Origin of the sequence: Gottfriedia acidiceleris (assembly GCF_004138285.1) — a bacterium.
Lineage (GTDB): Bacteria > Bacillota > Bacilli > Bacillales > Bacillaceae_G > Gottfriedia > Gottfriedia acidiceleris_A.
The window spans coordinates 905823-925842 of record NZ_SCFN01000001.1; the positions used below are offsets into that span (position 1 = coordinate 905823).

General features: G+C 31.0%; 22 protein-coding genes. 19 read left to right on the forward strand and 3 right to left on the reverse strand.

The window, feature by feature from the left end; genetic code table 11:
- Positions 1-112: 112 nt before the first annotated feature.
- Complete coding sequence (locus tag EP747_RS04420; RefSeq protein WP_165346838.1) at positions 113-655, reverse strand: YpiB family protein; 543 nt, start codon at positions 653-655, stop codon at positions 113-115.
- A gap of 401 nt (positions 656-1056) precedes the next feature.
- Positions 1057-1305 (reverse strand): ferredoxin, encoded by a 249-nt coding sequence (locus EP747_RS04425; protein ID WP_056466764.1) that lies wholly within the window; start codon positions 1303-1305, stop codon positions 1057-1059.
- Between the two features lie 320 nt (positions 1306-1625).
- Between EP747_RS04425 and EP747_RS04430 the strand changes: the two genes are divergently transcribed.
- From EP747_RS04430 to rpsA, 13 genes are all read left to right on the forward strand, one after another.
- Positions 1626-2699, forward strand: a complete 1074-nt coding sequence (locus EP747_RS04430) for a helix-turn-helix domain-containing protein (RefSeq protein WP_165346840.1) — start codon at positions 1626-1628, stop codon at positions 2697-2699.
- Positions 2686-4203: a RecQ family ATP-dependent DNA helicase gene (locus tag EP747_RS04435; RefSeq protein ID WP_129688695.1), complete on the forward strand. Its 1518-nt coding sequence runs from the start codon at positions 2686-2688 to the stop codon at positions 4201-4203. Before EP747_RS04430 ends, EP747_RS04435 begins: the two co-directional genes overlap by 14 nt.
- 9 nt (positions 4204-4212) lie before the next feature.
- Entirely contained in the window at positions 4213-4797 is a 585-nt protein-coding gene (locus EP747_RS04440) for a CPBP family intramembrane glutamic endopeptidase (RefSeq protein ID WP_129688696.1), read from the forward strand.
- Positions 4794-5411, forward strand: a complete 618-nt coding sequence (locus EP747_RS04445) for a LysM peptidoglycan-binding domain-containing protein (RefSeq protein WP_129688697.1) — start codon at positions 4794-4796, stop codon at positions 5409-5411. The genes EP747_RS04440 and EP747_RS04445 overlap by 4 nt, the downstream gene beginning before the upstream one ends.
- A gap of 308 nt (positions 5412-5719) precedes the next feature.
- On the forward strand, positions 5720-6505 hold the full coding sequence (locus tag EP747_RS04450) for a hypothetical protein (protein ID WP_129688698.1): 786 nt from the start codon (positions 5720-5722) through the stop codon (positions 6503-6505).
- Positions 6506-6538: 33 nt separating this feature from the next.
- Positions 6539-7447 (forward strand): MerR family transcriptional regulator, encoded by a 909-nt coding sequence (locus EP747_RS04455; protein ID WP_091021083.1) that lies wholly within the window; start codon positions 6539-6541, stop codon positions 7445-7447.
- Between the two features lie 76 nt (positions 7448-7523).
- Positions 7524-8132, forward strand: coding sequence for a genetic competence negative regulator (locus EP747_RS04460; protein ID WP_025672362.1), 609 nt, complete (start codon positions 7524-7526; stop codon positions 8130-8132).
- 237 nt (positions 8133-8369) lie between these two features.
- A complete protein-coding gene (locus EP747_RS04465) occupies positions 8370-9650 on the forward strand; it encodes a Glu/Leu/Phe/Val family dehydrogenase (protein WP_129688699.1) in 1281 nt (426 codons plus the stop codon).
- A gap of 141 nt (positions 9651-9791) precedes the next feature.
- Positions 9792-10766: a YpdA family putative bacillithiol disulfide reductase gene (locus tag EP747_RS04470; protein WP_129688700.1), complete on the forward strand. Its 975-nt coding sequence runs from the start codon at positions 9792-9794 to the stop codon at positions 10764-10766.
- Positions 10767-11293: 527 nt separating this feature from the next.
- Positions 11294-12262 (forward strand): asparaginase, encoded by a 969-nt coding sequence (locus EP747_RS04475; RefSeq protein WP_129688701.1) that lies wholly within the window; start codon positions 11294-11296, stop codon positions 12260-12262.
- A gap of 152 nt (positions 12263-12414) precedes the next feature.
- Entirely contained in the window at positions 12415-12600 is a 186-nt protein-coding gene (locus EP747_RS04480; RefSeq protein ID WP_069031855.1) for a DUF5359 family protein, read from the forward strand.
- 138 nt (positions 12601-12738) lie between these two features.
- Entirely contained in the window at positions 12739-13419 is a 681-nt protein-coding gene (gene cmk, locus EP747_RS04485) for a (d)CMP kinase (protein WP_129688702.1), read from the forward strand.
- A 108-nt stretch (positions 13420-13527) separates the two neighbouring features.
- Positions 13528-14646: a 30S ribosomal protein S1 gene (gene rpsA, locus EP747_RS04490; RefSeq protein ID WP_129688703.1), complete on the forward strand. Its 1119-nt coding sequence runs from the start codon at positions 13528-13530 to the stop codon at positions 14644-14646.
- Between the two features lie 47 nt (positions 14647-14693).
- On the opposite strand, the gene EP747_RS04495 is transcribed toward rpsA, so the two are convergent.
- On the reverse strand, positions 14694-14831 hold the full coding sequence (locus EP747_RS04495; RefSeq protein WP_082459340.1) for a YpzI family protein: 138 nt from the start codon (positions 14829-14831) through the stop codon (positions 14694-14696).
- Between the two features lie 127 nt (positions 14832-14958).
- Between EP747_RS04495 and EP747_RS04500 the strand changes: the two genes are divergently transcribed.
- The 6 genes from EP747_RS04500 to EP747_RS04525 all read left to right on the forward strand — a co-directional run bounded on the left by EP747_RS04500 (position 14959) and on the right by EP747_RS04525 (position 19863).
- Positions 14959-15549, forward strand: a complete 591-nt coding sequence (locus EP747_RS04500; protein ID WP_129688704.1) for a hypothetical protein — start codon at positions 14959-14961, stop codon at positions 15547-15549.
- A gap of 132 nt (positions 15550-15681) precedes the next feature.
- Entirely contained in the window at positions 15682-16992 is a 1311-nt protein-coding gene (der, locus tag EP747_RS04505) for a ribosome biogenesis GTPase Der (RefSeq protein ID WP_129688705.1), read from the forward strand.
- 42 nt (positions 16993-17034) lie between these two features.
- Positions 17035-18072, forward strand: a complete 1038-nt coding sequence (locus EP747_RS04510; RefSeq protein WP_129688706.1) for an NAD(P)H-dependent glycerol-3-phosphate dehydrogenase — start codon at positions 17035-17037, stop codon at positions 18070-18072.
- A gap of 146 nt (positions 18073-18218) precedes the next feature.
- Complete coding sequence (locus tag EP747_RS04515) at positions 18219-18485, forward strand: stage VI sporulation protein F (protein ID WP_235832742.1); 267 nt, start codon at positions 18219-18221, stop codon at positions 18483-18485.
- A gap of 443 nt (positions 18486-18928) precedes the next feature.
- On the forward strand, positions 18929-19126 hold the full coding sequence (locus EP747_RS04520) for a DUF2768 domain-containing protein (protein WP_056466707.1): 198 nt from the start codon (positions 18929-18931) through the stop codon (positions 19124-19126).
- Between the two features lie 20 nt (positions 19127-19146).
- Complete coding sequence (locus EP747_RS04525) at positions 19147-19863, forward strand: hypothetical protein (protein ID WP_129688707.1); 717 nt, start codon at positions 19147-19149, stop codon at positions 19861-19863.
- Positions 19864-20020: the final 157 nt, after the last annotated feature.

Here is a 20020-nt window from a genome sequence, read left to right on the forward strand (position 1 = left end):
AAAACACTATTTAAATTAATAAAGATATTAATTTCTAATGAAAAACGGTGTTAGATTTTGATCGTTATCTAAAAAAAGAGAACCATCTATCGAACGATAGATGGTTTATTTTTTAGTTTATTAGCTGAGAGGATAACAAAAGAAATTGTTGTTCATTCCTCTCATCTAGTGCTTTGTCAATTTGACGAAGAAGAAGTGTGCGTGAAGTTTGAGCTATAAGCGATGAAAGAAACGCATCGATTTCTGCTTGCACCTCTTCGTTTGGTTCAAAATTAGTTGTCGAAAATGGATTGGTATCTAAAATCAAAGCGTACTTGATCGGCATCACATCAAATAACAACTCAAGATAAAACGCTGTATCCTTCCCGTGTAATCGAAGTTTATGGTAAATCGATTCCGGCGACATTTCGATCTTTTTACTATATTCGTAATACGAAACCTGAGGGTAAGAGTAGTTAGAGTAGTTATCCTTTCGAAAATTAATTACAATGCCATTCGGTGTACTCTTTGCATCATCTACAAACGAGATGTTTGTTAGTACTTCATCAACAGCAAGGAGATATTGTAAAATCAACTCGATGTCTTTTTTTACCTGATTTTTCTCTAAGAACTTGTTTAAAAATGTTTTTTTCTCGGTAATTGTCATCTGTTCCATGCTGTTCATCCTCTCTTGATGTTTTGTCTATTATAACAAGTTATTAGATTATTCTGAATATGTAAATAAAGGAAATAATTAAGAAGGAGTATTGATTATGTACGATGACCATTGTTTTAATAAAATAAAGAAGGATAGATCCAGATTTTTGTACAGTGAGTGACTTAGAAATTACCAGGAAGCCCAGAACAGTAGAAATAGGGATGTTTTAAAAGGGGATATCGTCAACTAAAGAGAAATAGTTCATCCTTTAGATCCTTCATTCGAAACAGAAGATAAAACTGGATGTTTCTATGGCTTATTTTTCTTTCTTATGAACTAATATAAGGGGAGACATGGAAAGCTCGTTTTAAATTTGAAAAAATAAAAAAAGCGACGAAATAACTTCGCCGCAGTTTTTACTATTCGAATTTTAAAGCGTCGCCATCGAATGATTCGTCAGCAACTTTGATTGAGTCTGTTGGGCATCCTTCAAATGCATCCATCATGTCATCAACTAAAACGTCTGGAATTTCAACGATTCCTTGGTTATCATCTAGAGTAACGTATGCGATCCCTTCATCATCATAGTCATAGATATCAGGTGCAGCTGCGCCACATGCGCCACATGCGATACAAGTGTCTTTATCAACGATTGTATATTTTGCCATTGTATTGACCTCCCAAATTATTCCCTGTTTTTGTTACAGATACTATTTTTGTAATGTACCTGTAAACATTTTAAAACGGTTTCCAAAACTTTTCAATATAATTGTACAAGGTTTTGAAAAAAACGAGAAATGATGAAATCTCAAATAAAATAAATAATGATTTTTATATCTTTAAAATGGTTTGGTTATTGATACATATGATAAGCTAGAAGAAATAAAAACTATTTAGAAAAAATGCACAAATATTTTTGTACTACTAATTATTATTCGAAAAAATATTCAAATATATTAATGGAATAATTTTATTTGAGAGGTTTATGATGTCTAAACTATCAATATTGGAAGAAATCATCCTTTTTTTACTTCATCGATATAATGGTGAACGAACGATCCAAGGTATAATGTATTTATTAAAAGGTAAACAAAGTGCTCAAATTATTCAAGATTCTCATTTTTATCATGTCACATCATTTTTCGGACTTTTTCATTTCCTTACTCATCAGAATATGCAAGAAATTATAAATGGGTTAGAGGTTAAAGGATTTATAAGTCAATCTGAAAATAAAAATATTTATTTGTTAAATAAAAATGGTCAAGATTATCTAGCAGAACAAAAATTACAGTTTATGGAATTTTCATATATAAACGGTCTAAGGTTTTCTAGTATTCAAAAGATATTTTGGAAAAGATTTTCATTGTTTTTTCAAACGGTGTCCAATCTGAATGTGAATTTAAAATATTTTAGGGCAGTTATTCAAGACCAAGATATACAAGAATGGGTAAAAAATGAGATTCTTAATTTTACTGGGAATAAAAACGAATTAGTTAATCAATTTTACAAAGAATTACATACAATTTTAGAAAATATAAGTGACGAAGACGCATTACTATTTGTGCAACGATTGTCTGGGGCAAACGCTTATGGCATGACTTTTGAACAAATTGCATCAGAACACAAAGTAAGTGTTGAAAAAATTTATCTTAAATCGATTAATACTTTGCATCATATGATCACTATTTTAGTTGAACCTAACAATAATTATCCTTTTTTAAGTAAATTTATTAAAGGAGATAAGAGTACTAATATTACGAATACCTCAATTGAAACGAAGCGATTATTTACTGAGGGTAAAACAATTCAAGAAATAGCTGCGATTCGTAATTTAAAGATTAGTACAATAGAGGATCATATTGTTGAGTGTGTATTAGGTGATAAATTATTTCCAATTAATCAATTTATTACAGCAAAACAATTTACTTTAATAAAAAATAAAATTATTGATCTAAATACAAGGAAATTAAAAATTATTAAAGAAGCTTTATTAAATGAGGTAACATATTTTCAAATTCGTATTACTCTTGCAAGAATGGGTGATTTACATGGACCTAAATAAAGTCCTATACGAAAAATTCGGTTATTCAAGTTTTCGAAATAACCAAAAAGAAATTATTAATGACTTGTTAAACTCAAAGGATGTTTTAGCAATGCTCCCTACAGGTGGGGGGAAGTCATTATTATATCAATTAACAGGGCTACTATTGCCAGGCGTTGTAGTAATCGTATCACCATTACTTTCTCTGATGGAGGATCAGGTAGAACAAATTAAAGCATTTGGGGATAAACGAGTCATTGCACTAAATAGCTTTAGAAGTTTTGAGCAAAAAAAGTATTTATTTAATAATATTAGCAGCTATAAGTTTATTTTTGTTTCGCCTGAAATGTTACAAAATCAATTTTTAATTCAAAAGCTTTCTGTGTCTAAGATCTCGTTATTTGTTGTTGATGAAGCACATTGTATATCACAGTGGGGGCATGATTTTAGACCAGAATATAAAACTTTAGGGGAAATAAAGCGGAAATTAAATAATCCGACGGTTTTAGCTTTAACCGCTACAGCTAGCAAAAATGTGCGGGAAGAAATAATCGAAACTTTACAGTTAAAACATGTTCAAAAATATATCAATTCTGTTAATAGAAAGAACATAGCAATTCAAGTTGAAAAAGTAGATTCTGAAATAGAAAAGCTCAAGTCTCTAACTGACCATCTTTCTAAATTAACAGGTCCAGGCATCGTCTATTGTGGTACAAGAGCTGCTTGTGAGAAAATTTCACATACCATAAGAGAAAAGTTAAATTGCAAAGTTGCTTATTATCATGGTGGAATGGAACATGAACAAAGAATTTTAATTCAACAACAATTTATACAAAATCAAATAGATATCATAGTTTGTACAAGTGCTTTTGGTATGGGGATTAATAAGCCAAATGTAAGGTTTGTGATTCATTATCAGTATCCGTCAAATATTGAGAATTATCTTCAAGAAATTGGACGTGCCGGCCGTGATGGTGAACCTAGTATTGCAATACTAATTGTATGTGAAGAAGATCATGAGTTACCACTAAGGCTAATTGATGACGAAATCCTTACTGTGAATCAAGTTGAGTCTTTTATAGCGTATTTAAAAAGATTGGAAGAAAATCTGATCAAATTGACTGAAACGCTTGTGTCTAATTGGAAATCAGTTTTTCAATTTAGTGAAATACAGTGGACAACGCTTTATTCTGAAATGGTTAAATTTAATGTAATCGATAATGAACACTTGTATTTAGAAAAAATAAATTATGGCTTATTAGAATCGATTAAAGAGTTAATTTCGGAGCGAAAAAAAGTAAAATATTTAAAACTCAAAGCGATGATTGATTTTCTATATTCATCCACTTGTTATCGCGAAAAATACCTTTTACTTTTTGATGAAATGTTAGTACAGAGACCAATAAATTGCTGTAACATTTGTGGTATTTCGTTTGATGAGTATTGTTCAAATGATCATGAGAAAAATGAACATACTAATGTACTTTCATGGGAACAAGAATTAAGAAATAAATTGGGGCTGTGAGGAATCTATATGGAAAGTGAATTAAACCGTCAAGAAATTCCTGTTAACTATTTGAAGAAAAGTGTATATGGTACGCAGTTAATCATTTTAGTGATCGCTATTTTATGTATTGCTTTTTTTATTGGTACAGAAAAATTTATAGATGATTTACATTTATTTAAAAGTTATAAAACATATTTATTTGGATTCGGTGCTGGATTTTCACTCGTCCTATTTAATATTTTATTAAATTATACGATTCCAGAGCGTTTGTTGGATGATGGTGGATTTAATAAAAGATTCTTTACGTCACTTTCAGTTCCTGAAATGACAATACTTTGTATTTTGATTGCATTATCTGAAGAATTATTTTTTAGAGGATTTATTCAAGCTAAATTTGGACTAATTATTGCATCAGTCGTTTTCGCTTTAGTTCATTTTCGCTATGTGAAAAAACCAATTTTACTAACGATCGTATTAATTGAAAGTTTTTTCTTAGGTTACTTATATTTGAAAACAAATAATATTGTTATAGTATTTATCGCACATTTTATCTTAGATTATGTTTTAGGAATGTATATGAAATTAAGTTTGGAAAGTGAAGACAAAGAATGAAAAATGAGCTTCAGACTAATAGTATAGCTGACTTGAGTCGAAAGAAAAAAAATAAGAAGTTAAAAAATAAGAAAGTAAATGATCAACCTAAAGCAGTTGATTTGTTAAATCTACCACCAAGAAGTGAGACAATGAAAATAAAAGAGGATCAACGAAGACCTTGGTGGAAAATTAAATATCCTTTAATCACTGCTTTAGTCATAATCTTTATCATGCTACCATTTGGAGTAGTTAAGTTTGTACATAGTAAATATGATAAAATTTTTACTGAAAAAGGAAGTTTAATCATTCCTTCAAATAAATTTGAAAAAGTTGAATTAGCTGCTACCGATAATTTAAAAAAACAAAAAAAGAATGAAACTCAGAAAAAAGCACCAATCAAAAAAGAGATAAAAAATGTAGAAAAGCCTCGAACAGATTCAAGTGAAACTGTTGGAGTGGAAGAGATTAATCACGAAGTCCAAAAAGGAGAAACATTATATACTATTTCAATGAAATATTATGGTAATCGTGATGGCGAAGAAATTATTCAAGATGCAAATCATTTAAATGGGATCGAAGTGACGCCAGGCCAGATATTAAAAATCCCATTAAATGTCGATGTGGATAAATAATGTTAAGCGGGGAATAGAAAATGAAATTTGAAATCTAAGCAAAATTAGCTTCAATTCAATTCATTAAAATCCTTATAAGGAAAATTGAAACGATTTAAGTTTATCTGAACTTAACATTGTTGAGAAATTAAGCTATTGCTTTAATTAGGAAGCAATTAAATCAAAAGTAAATTTAAGTCAAATTTAAAAACTTATGCCCATTGAGAATGGATATAAGTTTTTTTGTTGTTTAAAATTTTTCAATTTCTACTAGTTTTTGTATAATAAATAAAAGCACTTTGAACTGTAACAAAAAGAAATAGATAAAGTTGATTTTTGAGAATGAAGCAAAATCAGAGAAACAAGCTGACATTTGCTTTATTGATTGGTTAAGTTACAAGGGGGAAATTAAAATAAAATTATTATCATTGATCGGATTCGTAGTAATAGTAGCAATTATTCTATTGTTTAATCGAAAAAGTAAGTTAGAAATTACAAATAAAAAAATTAAAATAAAGCACTTAGATGATTCATTACAGTCAATTCAGCTTATATGGATTCCAAATATAGGCGATATTCCTTTTAAATTGAGTGAGATTGAAAAAATTTGCAATCATAATACATTAATTCTCTTAAGCGGCTATTCAAAAAAGAAATCAAAAAAATATAATGATGAAAACATCCGCTATTTATCTTCTATGGCTCCTGTCTATTTTTTGTGGAATGATCTTGACTATAGTGGCAACTATAGGGATCTAAATGCATTATTACTAGATTGTAAAGTTACAATTTTAGAAAATAAAAGTGCTTCATTTGAGACTGAAAATGGTACAAAGTTTTCAATTGTTGGTTTAGATGATGTAAAAACAAAAAGAGATCATTTAGACTTTGCACTTGAAGAGCGATATGAAGGCGATCTTAGTATTTTAACAAGCTATACTGAAGTCACGGATAGTAATAGTAATAATTTTGAAAGTATTCAAGTTTATCTGTTTGAAAGAAGTCAATTAAATGTAAATCGAAATCAGAAAACGGTATATTTGGAGCTATATAACAATAAAGGAATTCGAAAACAAAACACAATAACAGTTTTAAATTTTGAAGTTATGAAATAAGTGTTTCTTGTTTACATGCAGGAGGAAAGAAAATTGGCCCAAATAGGAAAGTACAATATTAAAGCAATTTCTAACATTGTTGGGATATTACCAGGCACATTAAGAGCTTGGGAAAGAAGATATAATATCATAAGTCCTGTACGAAATGATGCTGGCCATCGACTATATACAGAGGAACATGTTTATATATTAAAATGGCTCGTTCAAAAAGTTAATGAAGGATTTACTATTGGACAAGCAATTAATTTATATGAAGCAAAAGAGCATAAATCGTCTAATGACAGGTCGCTCACTGAAAATCTACAATCCGATGCGCTAGTAAATCGAATTGTTTCTTCATTATTATCTTTTGAAGAAAGTGAAGCCCACAATTATGTGAATGACGCTTTTAGTCTTTTTTCTGTAGATAAAGTATTATTTAAAATTATTTCTAAGGTTTTCATACTAATAGGTGATAAATGTCGTAATGGTGAAATTACAAGTGCCCATGAACATTTTGCAACATCTTTTTTGAGAACGAGATTAGGGATGATTTATCAAAATTTACCTAACAATAAACATTTGCCAAAGTTAATCGCTGTTTGTGGACCAGAAGAAAAGCACGAACTAGGTTTATTAATTTTTACGATCTATTTAAGAAGAATTGGTTTTCAAGTTATTTATTTAGGAGCATCAATTGATTCAAATGATGTTGAACAAGTAATAAATGAAGTGAATCCAGCTGGATTTATCATGACGTGTACTTTAAGAGAAAATTTAAAGAAAACAATTGATCTAGCCATCATAATCAAAAAAATTAAACCTGATATTATTATTGGAATTGGTGGACACGCAGTTTCAACTTGTGAGAGCCCAATTATGGATTCCATACAGGAATTTTATATTGGTAGTCAGCAATCGAACTGGGATGAATGGTTAAAGCAGAATTTTAATTATAAATGAATTTTGACTTTAGAATCACCAAAATTATATAAAAACATAAACTGTACTATGGTAAATGCAGCAAGGAGGCTAGTTCATGAGGTTGGAACGGTTGAACTACAATAAAATAAAAGTTTTTCTTACATCTGATGATTTATCTGAACGTGGTCTGACAAAAGAAGACTTATGGTACAATGCACCAAAAGTTCAACAGCTTTTTCAAGATATGATGCATGAAGCTAGCGTAGAACTAGGTTTCGAAGTAGATGGAAAAGTATCCGTTGAAGTTTTCTCTCTTCAAGCTCAAGGAATGGTTGTAATTGTAACAAAATCCGATGAAATTGAAGAAGAGGAAGATGAATTTCAAGACGATTTTATCTCGATGGAAGTAATCCTAGATGAAAGTGAACATATATTGTACGAGTTTTCTACTTTAGATGATCTAATCCTACTTTCTGAAAAATTGGTTTCATGTGATGCTTTAGGCGGGAGATTATTCTCTTTTGAAAATACGTTTTACTTAAAGTTCGAGGAGAATGAAATAGGAAGACTAGATCGTGAAACATTTTATGCGATTTTAGCTGAATATGGTAATCCTTCCACAAGAACAATTTACCGTATTATTGAATATGGTAAAGAACTTATCTCAGAAAATGCGATTGAACAACTGCATTTTTATTTCGTTAAAAATAAAGCCTCTCAGTAATTTATTACGAGAGGTTTTACTTTTGTAAATTTTTTATTAATATATTGTATTTCTACAGATTCTTTCCTTTTCAAATTTTGGAAATAGGAGTATAATGACCTTAGAAAACGCTTACATTAAACGAATATTATATTTTGTTTTCTATGTGTTTATAACTTTCAAAAAGGGATGGAAAGTTGTATACTAATTTCAGAATGAATGAATCTTTTCATAGTTCAAATTTCTAGGGGGTTTACAATGGTTGCCGAGAAATCTACAGAGAAAAATAGCAACACTGAAGAACAGTTAGATGTACTAGCGCCTACACAAGTAGTTATTAAAGAAGCGTTAGAAAAATTAGGATATTCAAATGAAATGTATGAACTTTTAAAAGAACCAGTTCGTATGATGACTGTAAAAATTCCAGTTCGCATGGATGATGGACAAGTGAAAATTTTCACTGGTTACAGAGCTCAACATAATGATGCAGTAGGACCAACTAAAGGTGGTATCCGTTTCCATCCAAATGTAACAGAAAATGAGGTAAAAGCCCTTTCAATCTGGATGAGCTTAAAATGTGGAATTGTAGATTTACCATATGGTGGAGGTAAAGGTGGTATCGTTTGTGATCCACGTGATATGTCATTCCGTGAGTTAGAAAGACTTAGCCGCGGTTATGTTCGTGCAATTAGCCAAATCGTAGGGCCAACTAAAGATATTCCAGCTCCAGACGTATTTACAAACTCACAAATTATGGCTTGGATGATGGATGAATATTCTAGAATAGATGAATTTAACTCGCCTGGTTTTATTACTGGTAAACCATTAGTATTAGGTGGATCTCACGGCCGTGAAACAGCTACTGCTAAAGGAGTAACGATTGTTATTCGTGAAGCAGCAAAACGTAGAGGTATTGACTTAGTAGGTGCACGAGTTGTTATCCAAGGATTTGGTAATGCAGGTAGCTTCTTAGCGAAATTTATGCATGATGCTGGCGCAAAAGTTATTGGTATTTCTGATGCTTATGGTGCACTTCATGATCCAAACGGCTTAGACATTGATTACTTATTAGATCGTAGAGATAGCTTTGGTACAATTACTAAACTATTTAATAATACAATTTCAAATAAAGAACTATTAGAATTAGATTGTGATATCTTAGTTCCTGCAGCGATCGAAAATCAAATTACAAAAGATAATGCTCATAATATTAAAGCAAATATTGTAGTTGAAGCTGCAAACGGACCAACAACACTTGAAGCTACTAAGATTTTAACGGAGCGCGATATTTTATTAGTTCCAGACGTATTAGCTAGTGCTGGTGGCGTAACTGTTTCTTACTTTGAATGGGTACAGAATAACCAAGGTTACTACTGGACTGAAGAAGAAGTAGAAGAACGATTAGAAAAAGTTATGGTACGTTCATTTAATAATATTTATGAAACAAGTGTAAATAGAAAAGTAAATATGCGATTAGCTGCTTATATGGTAGGTGCGCGTAAAATGGCTGAAGCTAGCCGATTTAGAGGTTGGGTATAAGATTATATTCGAGGTTAAAAACAAGGTGGAAATATCCATCTTGTTTTTTTTTGATTAGCTATTATTAGACAAATTGAATATTTTACGTAAAATAGAAATAGTAAATATAATTAAGACTCTAGTTTATTGGAGATGTTTCAAATGGAAAAAGTTGAAGTTCTGATCATTGGCGGAGGACCCTGTGGTATTGCAGCTTATCTAGCATTAAAAAATAAGGGGATATCTGCATTAATAATTGAAAAAGGAAATATAGTTCATACCCTCAGTCGTTTTCCAACGCATCAAACATTTTTTAGTACAAGTGAAAAATTAGAAGTGGGAAATATTCCATTTATAATTGAAGGTAGAAAACCAAAAAAACACCAAGCTCTAGCCTATTACCGTGACGTTGTTAAACGAAATAGAATAAAAATTAATGCGTTTGAAGAGGTAAAAACGGTTAGTAAGAAAAGTGATTTTATCATCGAATCAGTTACAATAAACGGTGAAGAAAAATGTTATGAAGCAAAAGCTGTTATTGTAGCAACTGGATATTATGACCAACCAAACTATTTATCAACACCAGGTGAACAGCTTAATAAAGTTTCACACTACTTTTTTGAAGGTCATAAACATTTTAATCAAAAGGTTGTCGTTATTGGTGGTAAAAACTCAAGTGTTGACGCAGCACTAGAACTAGAAAAGTGTGGAGCGGATGTAACTGTACTTTATAGAGGTAGTTCTTATTCACCAAGTATTAAACCATGGGTTCTACCAGAATTCGAAGCACTTGTTCGTTCTGAAACAATTAAAATGGAATTTAACGCAAATCTACTTGAAATAAAAGAATCATCAGTAGTATACGAAAAAGAAGGGCAAATAGTTGAAATTGAGAATGATTTTGTCTATGCCATGACAGGATACCATCCTGATCATACATTAATTAAAAGTATGGGCGTAAAAGTAGATGATATAACAGGAAGACCTTTATTTAATCCAGAAACGATGGAAACAAATATAGAAGGCATTTATATTGCAGGGGTAATTGCTGCAGGAAACAATGCAAACGAAATTTTTATAGAAAATGGTCGTTTTCATGGTGACTTAATAGTTTCCCACTTAGCAAGTAATAAATAATATTCTAATTGATTGAATTTATCTTTATTAAGTATACTACAAATTAATAAATAAAAGGCAAGTCTTTAAAATAATGGTTATATTAATGATAAATTTGGAAATTAGTTGACTAATGTCTTTTTAAACAAGATGAAGTTTTTTTTTTGTAATTTATCAACAAACTGAAACGTAACATTGTTCAATTGACTATTCTATTGTTTTTAAGATTATTATTTTTTTATATAGAACTTGATTGGAACGAAAGGGTGCCAGGCTCCTATGGGAGAAGCGGTAAGGCTTAGACCTTAGCAGGCTGCGCCGAGGAGGCTCAAGAATCTAGCCTCATGGAAAGCGAGCACCCTGTAGTGGAAATCAATATGACTCAACTTACTTATCAATGATCAATCACACAATTAATTGACTAATTCTTTTTTGAACAGAATGAAACGTAGCTATGCTACGTTTTTTTATTAAAGATTTTCAAGCCGTTTTCTGTTTACTTAAAGAATTTTATAATGTTATAATTTCTTGTGAAATGAGGTGCTAAAATGAAAAAAGTAGTATTAATAACAACAGGTGGAACGATTGCTAGTAAACCAAATGCAGAATCAGGTAAATTAGATTCTGGGGCATTGTCAGGTCAAGAAATTGCAGAAATGCTCAATTTACCAAAAGATATAAATGTTATTGTTGATTCTTTTTTCCAAGTTCCAAGTATGCACATAGGCTTCGAACATTGGATGTTGTTAAAGAATAAAATTGAAGAATACTATCAAGATGAAACAATCGATGGGGTTGTTGTTACACATGGAACTGATACATTAGAAGAAACGGCTTATTTTTTAGATTTAACAATTGACGATGAACGTCCAGTTGTTATTACTGGCTCTCAAAGATCACCAGGTGAATTAGGTACTGATGCTTTTATTAATTTAAGACATGCAATTTATACTGCTTCTGACGAATCTGCTCGAAACGTTGGTACAGTTGTTGTCTTTAATGAACGTATTTTTACCGCAAAATATGTAAAAAAAGAACATGCATCTAATATTCAAGGATTTAACGTATTTGGATTCGGATACTTAGGTATTATCGATAACGATAAAGTACATATCTATCAAAAACCGGTATTAAAGGATAAATACAAAATTACAAGTGAGTTACCTCAAGTGGATATAATTAAATGTTATATTGAAGCAAAAGGATATTTAATTAAAGCAGCTGTTGAAAATGGTGCTAAAGGTATTGTCCTTGAAGGTGTTGGAAGAGGACAAGTATCTCCACATATGACTGAAGAAATTGAAAAAGCTGTTAAAGACGGCATTAAAGTAGTCATCACAACAAGTTCCGAAGAAGGCGAAGTATATCCGACTTATGATTATTACGGAAGTGCCTATGATTTAGTAAATAAAGGTGTTATTTTAGGTAAAGATTATGATAGTAAAAAGGCAAGAATTAAATTAACTGTTATGTTAGCATCCGAAATAGATGATATTCTTGAAGGATTTTCTAAATAATTTTACTTGTTAATACATTTCTCAAAAACGTGCATAGCACGTTTTTTTGTTTAATACTGTTAAAAGATAGATGAATTAAAAATTAAATTCAAAATTGTGTATAAAATTAATTGAATCTAATCATACTGGTAATAAAAAAGGTATGATTTTAAATGAAAAGAATCGAACGAATACTATTTAAATTAATTATTATTCAATTATTTTGTTTAGTCATAAGTCAATACGTCTTATCATTCCCTAGTCTTTCTGTCTATTTAACGAAAATTGAATTGTATGAAGGCGTTACGCAAAAAGCTAAGGACGTAACGAGAGAAGTATATAATCATATTGGTAAATAGATGAATTCGTCGGAATCATATGGTAATATAAAATAAAGCAGGCTAGCCTGCTTTATTTTTATTTGTTTTTATTTTTTTAGGACATGATAAGATTAAAGGTTGCTATTGAAGTAGCACTTTTTTTATGTAGGAGGACTTATGAGTAAAAGAATTAGTATAGCGATAGATGGACCTGCAGCTGCTGGTAAAAGTACAGTTGCTAAGATTGTTGCAAAAAAATTAGGATATGTATATATAGACACTGGTGCAATGTACCGTGCTCTAACCTTTAAAGCGATCCAAAACAATATTGATGTAAATAACGAGATGGATTTAAGTAACTTACTATCAAATATAACGATTAAGTTAATCCCGGAAGAAGGGACTCAAAAAGTTTTCATTGATAATGTAGATGTTTCAGAGCCAATAAGAACACCAGAAGTAACTAGAAACGTATCATTTGTTGCAAAACATAGCTTAGTTCGTGAAAAAATGGTCGACTTACAACGTCAATATGCTGTAAATGGTGGGGTTGTAATGGATGGAAGAGATATTGGGACTCATGTATTAGTTGGTGCAGAAGTTAAGATATTCATGATTGCTTCTGTAGATGAACGAGCTCAAAGAAGACATATCGAAAATGTCAAAAACGGTTTTGAAAGTGATTTAGAGCAGTTGAAAATAGAAATAGCAACAAGAGACCGAATTGACTCGGAAAGAGAAGTTTCACCATTGAAAAAAGCTGATGATGCCATCTCATTAGATACTACTTCAAAAAACATTGATGATGTCGTAAATGAAATATTAACGATTGTCGAAGGGAAAATAAAAAATATTTAGAAGAATTAGTCATCAGATTTCTTGACTTTTCTGCTTATTTATTAGAAGGTAAAAGAGGATAATACATAATTGGTCTATCCATTTTTAAAACATAAGGAGGAATATGACATGGTTGAAAAAGTAATGCCAGAAGTTGGGGAAATTATCTCATGTGTAGTAGAACAAATTGAAGATAAGCAAGCAATCGTAGGTTTCGGTGGAAAAACAGATGGTATTCTTCCAATAAAAGAAATTTCAAACGTACATATTGAAAATGTAAGTGAAGCGCTAACTGTTGGACAAGAAATTGAATTAAAGGTTATTAAAGTAGAGGAAGATACAGTTGTTTTTTCTAAACGTGCCGTCGATTCTGTTAAATCTTGGGAACAATTAGAAGGGAAATTAGCTACTAAAGAAGTTTTTGAAGTAATCGTTACAGAGCAAGTAAATGGTGGACTAATTGCAGACGTAGGCGTTCGTGGATTTATTCCGGCTTCACTTGTTTCAAAAAAATTCGTTGAAGATTTAGGAAGCTATGTTGGTCAATCGCTTGAAGTAGTGATAGAAGAACTAGATCGTGAAAAAAATCGAGTAATCTTATCTCATAAAGCTGTTGAGCAATTAAATGAAATTGAAAATCGCCGTCAAGCATACTCTTCTATTAAAGTTGGGCAAATCGTTGAAGGTAAAGTAGAAAGAATAACAAATTTCGGTGCTTTTGTAAATATTGGTGGAGTTGATGGACTAGTCCATGTATCTCAAATGTCTCATAAACGAGTTACAAAACCTGAAGAGATTGTAGCTGTAGGAGATACTGTAAAAGTTCAAGTTCTTTCAATTGATACAGATACAAACCGTATTGCTTTATCAATGAAAGCAATTCAACCAGGACCATGGGATCAATTAAATCCAAGCATTAAAGCCGAGGCAGTTGTTGAGGGGACTGTAAAACGTCTTACAAACTTTGGTGCATTTGTAGAAGTTCAAAATGGAATTGAAGGATTAGTTCATGTTTCTCAAATTGCTGATAAACATATTAAAAACCCAAATGAAGTCCTAACAGTTGGTCAAGAAGTAAAAGTTAAAGTTTTAGATATTAATCCTATTGAAAAACGCTTATCATTAAGCATTAAAGAAGCTGGTGAAGCTGAACTTCAAGAGGATATTGCTAAATACGTACAACCAAGTGAAAGTGGTTTCCAATTAAGCGAACTTCTTGGTGATAAATTAAATAAATTTAAAAAATAATAAAAATCCTTCAGCCATTTGCTGAAGGATTTTTATTTTAGACCACTTTAGTTATGTTGATTTTCTGCTCTTGCTTCTTCAGGTGTGTCTAAACGTGTAGCACCTTTGTAATGAATGCTTTGATCTCGATCAGATTCAACTCTTCTAGATTGTTTTAGTTTCTTTTCTTGACGATCTTTTCCCACTCGTTTCACCTCCAAAAAAATCTCATTTATAGATTCGTTTTAAATGCAACTTCTTATACACTTTCTTTTCTAATTGATTATTTTTGAATATGAATTGTTCATACTAGTACTATTAGGAGGTTTTCGTGTGCAAGGTAGTTTATTTATCATTACTTCTTGGATTATTGTTTTATTTCTTTTGCTTTATCGGGATCGAACTAAAAAGAATTTCTTGTATTTATCTGGAGTGCTTATATTAATCAGCTGTTCAGCTTACACAATTGATCTTTTTTCAATTGAAATAAATTTTTCATATATCATTATAATTTTTATCATAAGCTACTTTATTAGTTTATTAATTTTAATTGAACAAATAGCTCATTTCTTTAAAGGCTTGATTATAGGTATGACATATAGTGTAGTTACACTGCTATCGATTTATGATCCTGCAAGCTTTTTTATTAATGAGATGATAATTAGTTCATTTTTAGTAATACTACTTACTTTCTTTTTAAGTAAATCCTATTATGACAAAATGCGTTATATAACAATTGGTCTAGTTCAAGGAGAAATTTTTAATTATATTACGTTTAAGTCGATTAATTTTAAATATATAATTGGAGATTTAAATTGGTTTGATACTTTATTTATGTCCATTTTAATATTGTCAGCAATTCAATTCATAGCAATTTACGTATCAAAAATAAGTCTCAAAAATAGAAAATTACTAAAAAGTTGAAGTGTATTGGTCTTTTCTTGTATTTTTTGTTAAAATAGATAAGTTATTTAAATAAATCAATTTTTAAAACTAAACTAAAACTCATTTAGATGATTTAAATGGTACATAGTTATGCTAGGAAGGATGAATTAAATGTCTAAACCGACAGTTGCAATAGTTGGACGACCAAATGTAGGGAAATCAACTATTTTTAATAGGATAGTGGGAGAAAGAATTTCAATTGTAGAAGATATACCAGGTGTTACTCGTGATCGTATTTACAGTTCAGGAGAGTGGTTAAATCAAGAATTTAGTCTAATCGATACAGGTGGAATTGACATTGGTGATGAGCCATTTTTAGAGCAAATTCGTCAACAAGCTGAAATCGCAATTGATGAAGCAGATGTTATTATTTTTCTAACAAATGGCCGTGAAGGTGTTACAGCAGCAGATGAAGAAGTTGCTAAAATCCTTTATAAAACAAAAAAACCGGTAGTATTAGCAGTTAATAAAGTCGATAATCCTGAAATGAGAAGCGATATTTACGACTTCTATGCATTAGGATTTGGAGAAGTATTTCCAATCTCAGGTTCACATGGTTTAGGACTAGGTGATTTACTTGATGAAGTTGTAAAACATTTCCCTGAAAAAGAAGATGAAAATTACGATGAAGAGACAATTAAATTTAGTTTAATTGGACGACCAAATGTAGGGAAGTCATCTTTAGTAAATGCATTATTAGGACAAGAACGTGTAATTGTAAGTAATGTTGCAGGGACTACACGTGATGCTGTCGATACACCTTATTCAAAAGATGGCCAAGACTATGTCATTATCGATACAGCTGGTATGAGAAAAAAAGGTAAAGTTTATGAAAGTACGGAAAAATACAGCGTATTACGTGCTTTACGTGCAATCGAGAGATCAGATGTCGTCTTAGTTGTATTAGACGGTGAAGAAGGTATTATTGAACAAGATAAAAAAATTGCTGGTTATGCACATCAAGCAGGTAGATCAGTTGTTATTGTTGTAAATAAATGGGATGCAGTAGAAAAAGATGAAAAAACGATGAATGAATTCATTGAAAACATTCGAGCACATTTCCAATTCTTAGACTACGCTCCAATTGTATTCCTATCAGCTAAAACAAAGAAAAGAACTCAAACTTTATTGCCAATGATTAATAAAGCTTGTGAAAGCCATAGTTTACGCGTTCCAACAAATGTACTAAATGATGTAATTATGGATGCAATTGCGATGAATCCAACGCCTACACATAATGGACAAAGATTAAGAGTGTATTATGCAACTCAAGTAGCAATTAAACCACCAACATTTGTTGTTTTTGTAAATGATCCTGAATTACTTCACTTTAGTTACGAGCGTTTCTTAGAAAATCGTATTAGAGATGCTTTTGATTTTGAGGGATCTCCAATTAAAATTATCGGTCGTGCAAGAGCGTAATTCGATGTAAAATATGGATTCTTTATGAAGGGGAGTGTTGATTTGGAAAAAATCGCTGTTTTAGGTGCAGGTAGTTGGGGAACTGCTTTAGCCATGGTTTTATCAGATAATGGGCATACAGTTACTTTATGGGGAAATAAATCCGAACAAATAAATGAAATAAATGAACAGCATACTAATAAAAGATACTTGCCAGAAATTAATTTGCCTCAAAATTTAAAGGCATCGGTCAATTTAAAGGAAGCTATATATGGAGCTAACTATATTTTGCTTGTTGTACCGACCAAAGCAATAAGAGAGGTTTGTCAGCAATTAAATAAAGAATTAACGAATGAGGTTACGATAATCCATGCAAGTAAAGGGATTGAGCCAGACACTTCTAAGCGTGTTTCAGAAATGATCGCTGAAGAAATTGATTCGAAATTCTTAAAATCGGTAGTTGTATTATCAGGTCCAAGTCATGCTGAAGAAGTTGCTTTAAGACATCCAACGACTGTAACATCGGCATCAAAAAATATGGAAGATGCGGAAATCGTTCAAGAATTATTCTCAAATGGTTATTTCCGTGTGTACACAAACGAAGATGTAATTGGTGTAGAAATTGGTGGAGCATTAAAGAATATTATCGCACTTGCTGCTGGTATAACTGACGGACTTGGTTATGGCGACAATGCGAAGGCGGCTTTAATGACACGAGGACTTGCAGAAATAATTCGTTTAGGTAAGGCTATGGGAGCTAATACTCAAACTTTTGCTGGTTTAACAGGAATGGGCGACTTAATCGTAACTTGTACAAGTGTTCATAGCCGTAACTGGAGAGCGGGTAATTTATTAGGGAAAGGCAAATCTTTAGACGAAGTACTAGATAATATGGGTATGGTCGTTGAAGGAGTTCGCACGACTAAGGCTGCATATCAATTAGCAAAACAAGTAAATGTAGAAATGCCGATTGTTAATGAATTACACGCAGTATTATTTGAAAATAAAAATCCAAAATTAGCAGTTGATGCACTTATGTCTCGTGTAAAAAAACATGAAGGCGAAAGTACTTCAAATTATATTAGCGATCTTACTGATTAATTAATTTTATTAAAGTTTGTATATATAGATTAAAAGCATTAAAACTTTGTTTTAGTGCTTTTTCTATTGTGGACTAAAATAGGCGTTTCACCATTTCTCTTTTTTTGCATAGCATATGTTGTATAGAAAAGAAGGAGGTTTGAATGGTGACTAATAATAATCCAAATGGTTTCTTCGATAAGATTGAAAAGAAAGCAAATGTAAGTAAATCAGATATTTTTAAAGTCGCTGATTCAGTAAAAGATGCAAACTTTAAAGATGAAGCAACTGTTAGAAAACTAGTTCGTCAAATAGCATTGATGACAGGTCGTCAAGTTTCTAAGGAAAAAGAAGACAAAATCGTTCAAGCAATTGTTACAAATAATATGCCATTAGATTTTCAATCATTAACAAATATGTTTAAGCAAAAATAATTGGGCTTATTCTTCAGCGATGTATTTAGTGCATAATCATACATTTATGCATAATATAGAATGACTTATACCGGATGTATTCTGGTGGGTGTTAGTCGAAGAAGATGACGAAGCAATTGCCCCAGTTTGCTTCGAAGAAAGAAGGAGTATATTTTTACTTTTTCTTTCTTTTTATTTTGCATTATTAAATATGTGAATAGTCCTAAGGTCCTCCTTGATTGGTTTTTAACAAGGAGGTATTTTGATGGTGTTTGTTCGATTGTAACTAGTGAATATGTTCTAATGGATTTTTTAATGAAGCAGGAAATAAATTAATAACAGACAAGTATACTTAAGTATTAAATAAGTCGATAATGTCTTAATAGGATTAAAAAGATTTTAATTCAAATCATGTGATTATTTTGATACTATAATAAAGGTAGAAAATACATAGGGGGAACATAATGAACGCGGCACATATTAATGAAATTATTTCTTTTGTAGGAATCGGATTAATGCTTTTATCATTATTTTTAATTTTCTTGAGTAGAAACAAAATAAAAATAAAATTTTTAAAAATGATTACAGCCTTCATTGCATATATGTCTTTAATTATTTCAGGGATTTTAATTACATATATCGTATTAAGCTGGCCTAGTTAATGAGAATAAAGGGGACTAACATGAAAAAGCTATTTCTTTCCATTCTAATGTGCTTTGTAATAAGTGTATTAAGTGGCTGTTTATATCCACAAGATAAACTTGCACAAAATCAAGTACCATATGATGATCAATTGCAATCTGTTCAAACTGCAGTTAATAAATTTAAGGAAGACAATTCAGGTATGTTACCTATAAAAAACAAGGATATGAATACACCAATTTATATTAAATATCCAATTGATTTTACAAAACTAACACCTGGCTATTTAAGTGATGCACCTGGTAATTCTTATGAAAATGGTGGTATTTTTCAGTACGTATTAGTAGATGCAGAGAAGAATCCGACTGTTAAATTAGTCGATCTTAGAATTGCAGAAAAATTAAGAGATGTTTCATTAAGAGTACAAGTATATAAAGATAAACATACTTACCCACCTATCAAGAAAACATTGGCTAATGGTGTTTTTCTATTAAACTATAAAAAAATGGGTTTCAAGGAAGAACCGTTTGTAGTCAGTCCGTATAGCAATAAGAACTTACCAATCATAATGGGGAATGATGGGGAGTTTTATGTTGACTATTCAACTGATTTATATGCAAAAATTAAAGAAGCGAAAAATTATAAGTTCGGTGAAGATATTCGTTCTATTTTAGTAAAAGACTCACCAATCGTGCCTGCATACTCACTTCCATATACGATTAAAGATGGACAACCTGTGTTTTTAGAACAAAAATAAATAATATAAATCATAATCCTTTGATAAAAGAATACATTTTATCGAAGGATTTTTTTATTTGATCCCAAGTGAATAAAAAGAAAAAATAAAAAATCTTGTCATAACTCACTAGGACAACATCATAGAATGATATTGTCATAGGTATACTACTTCAAGT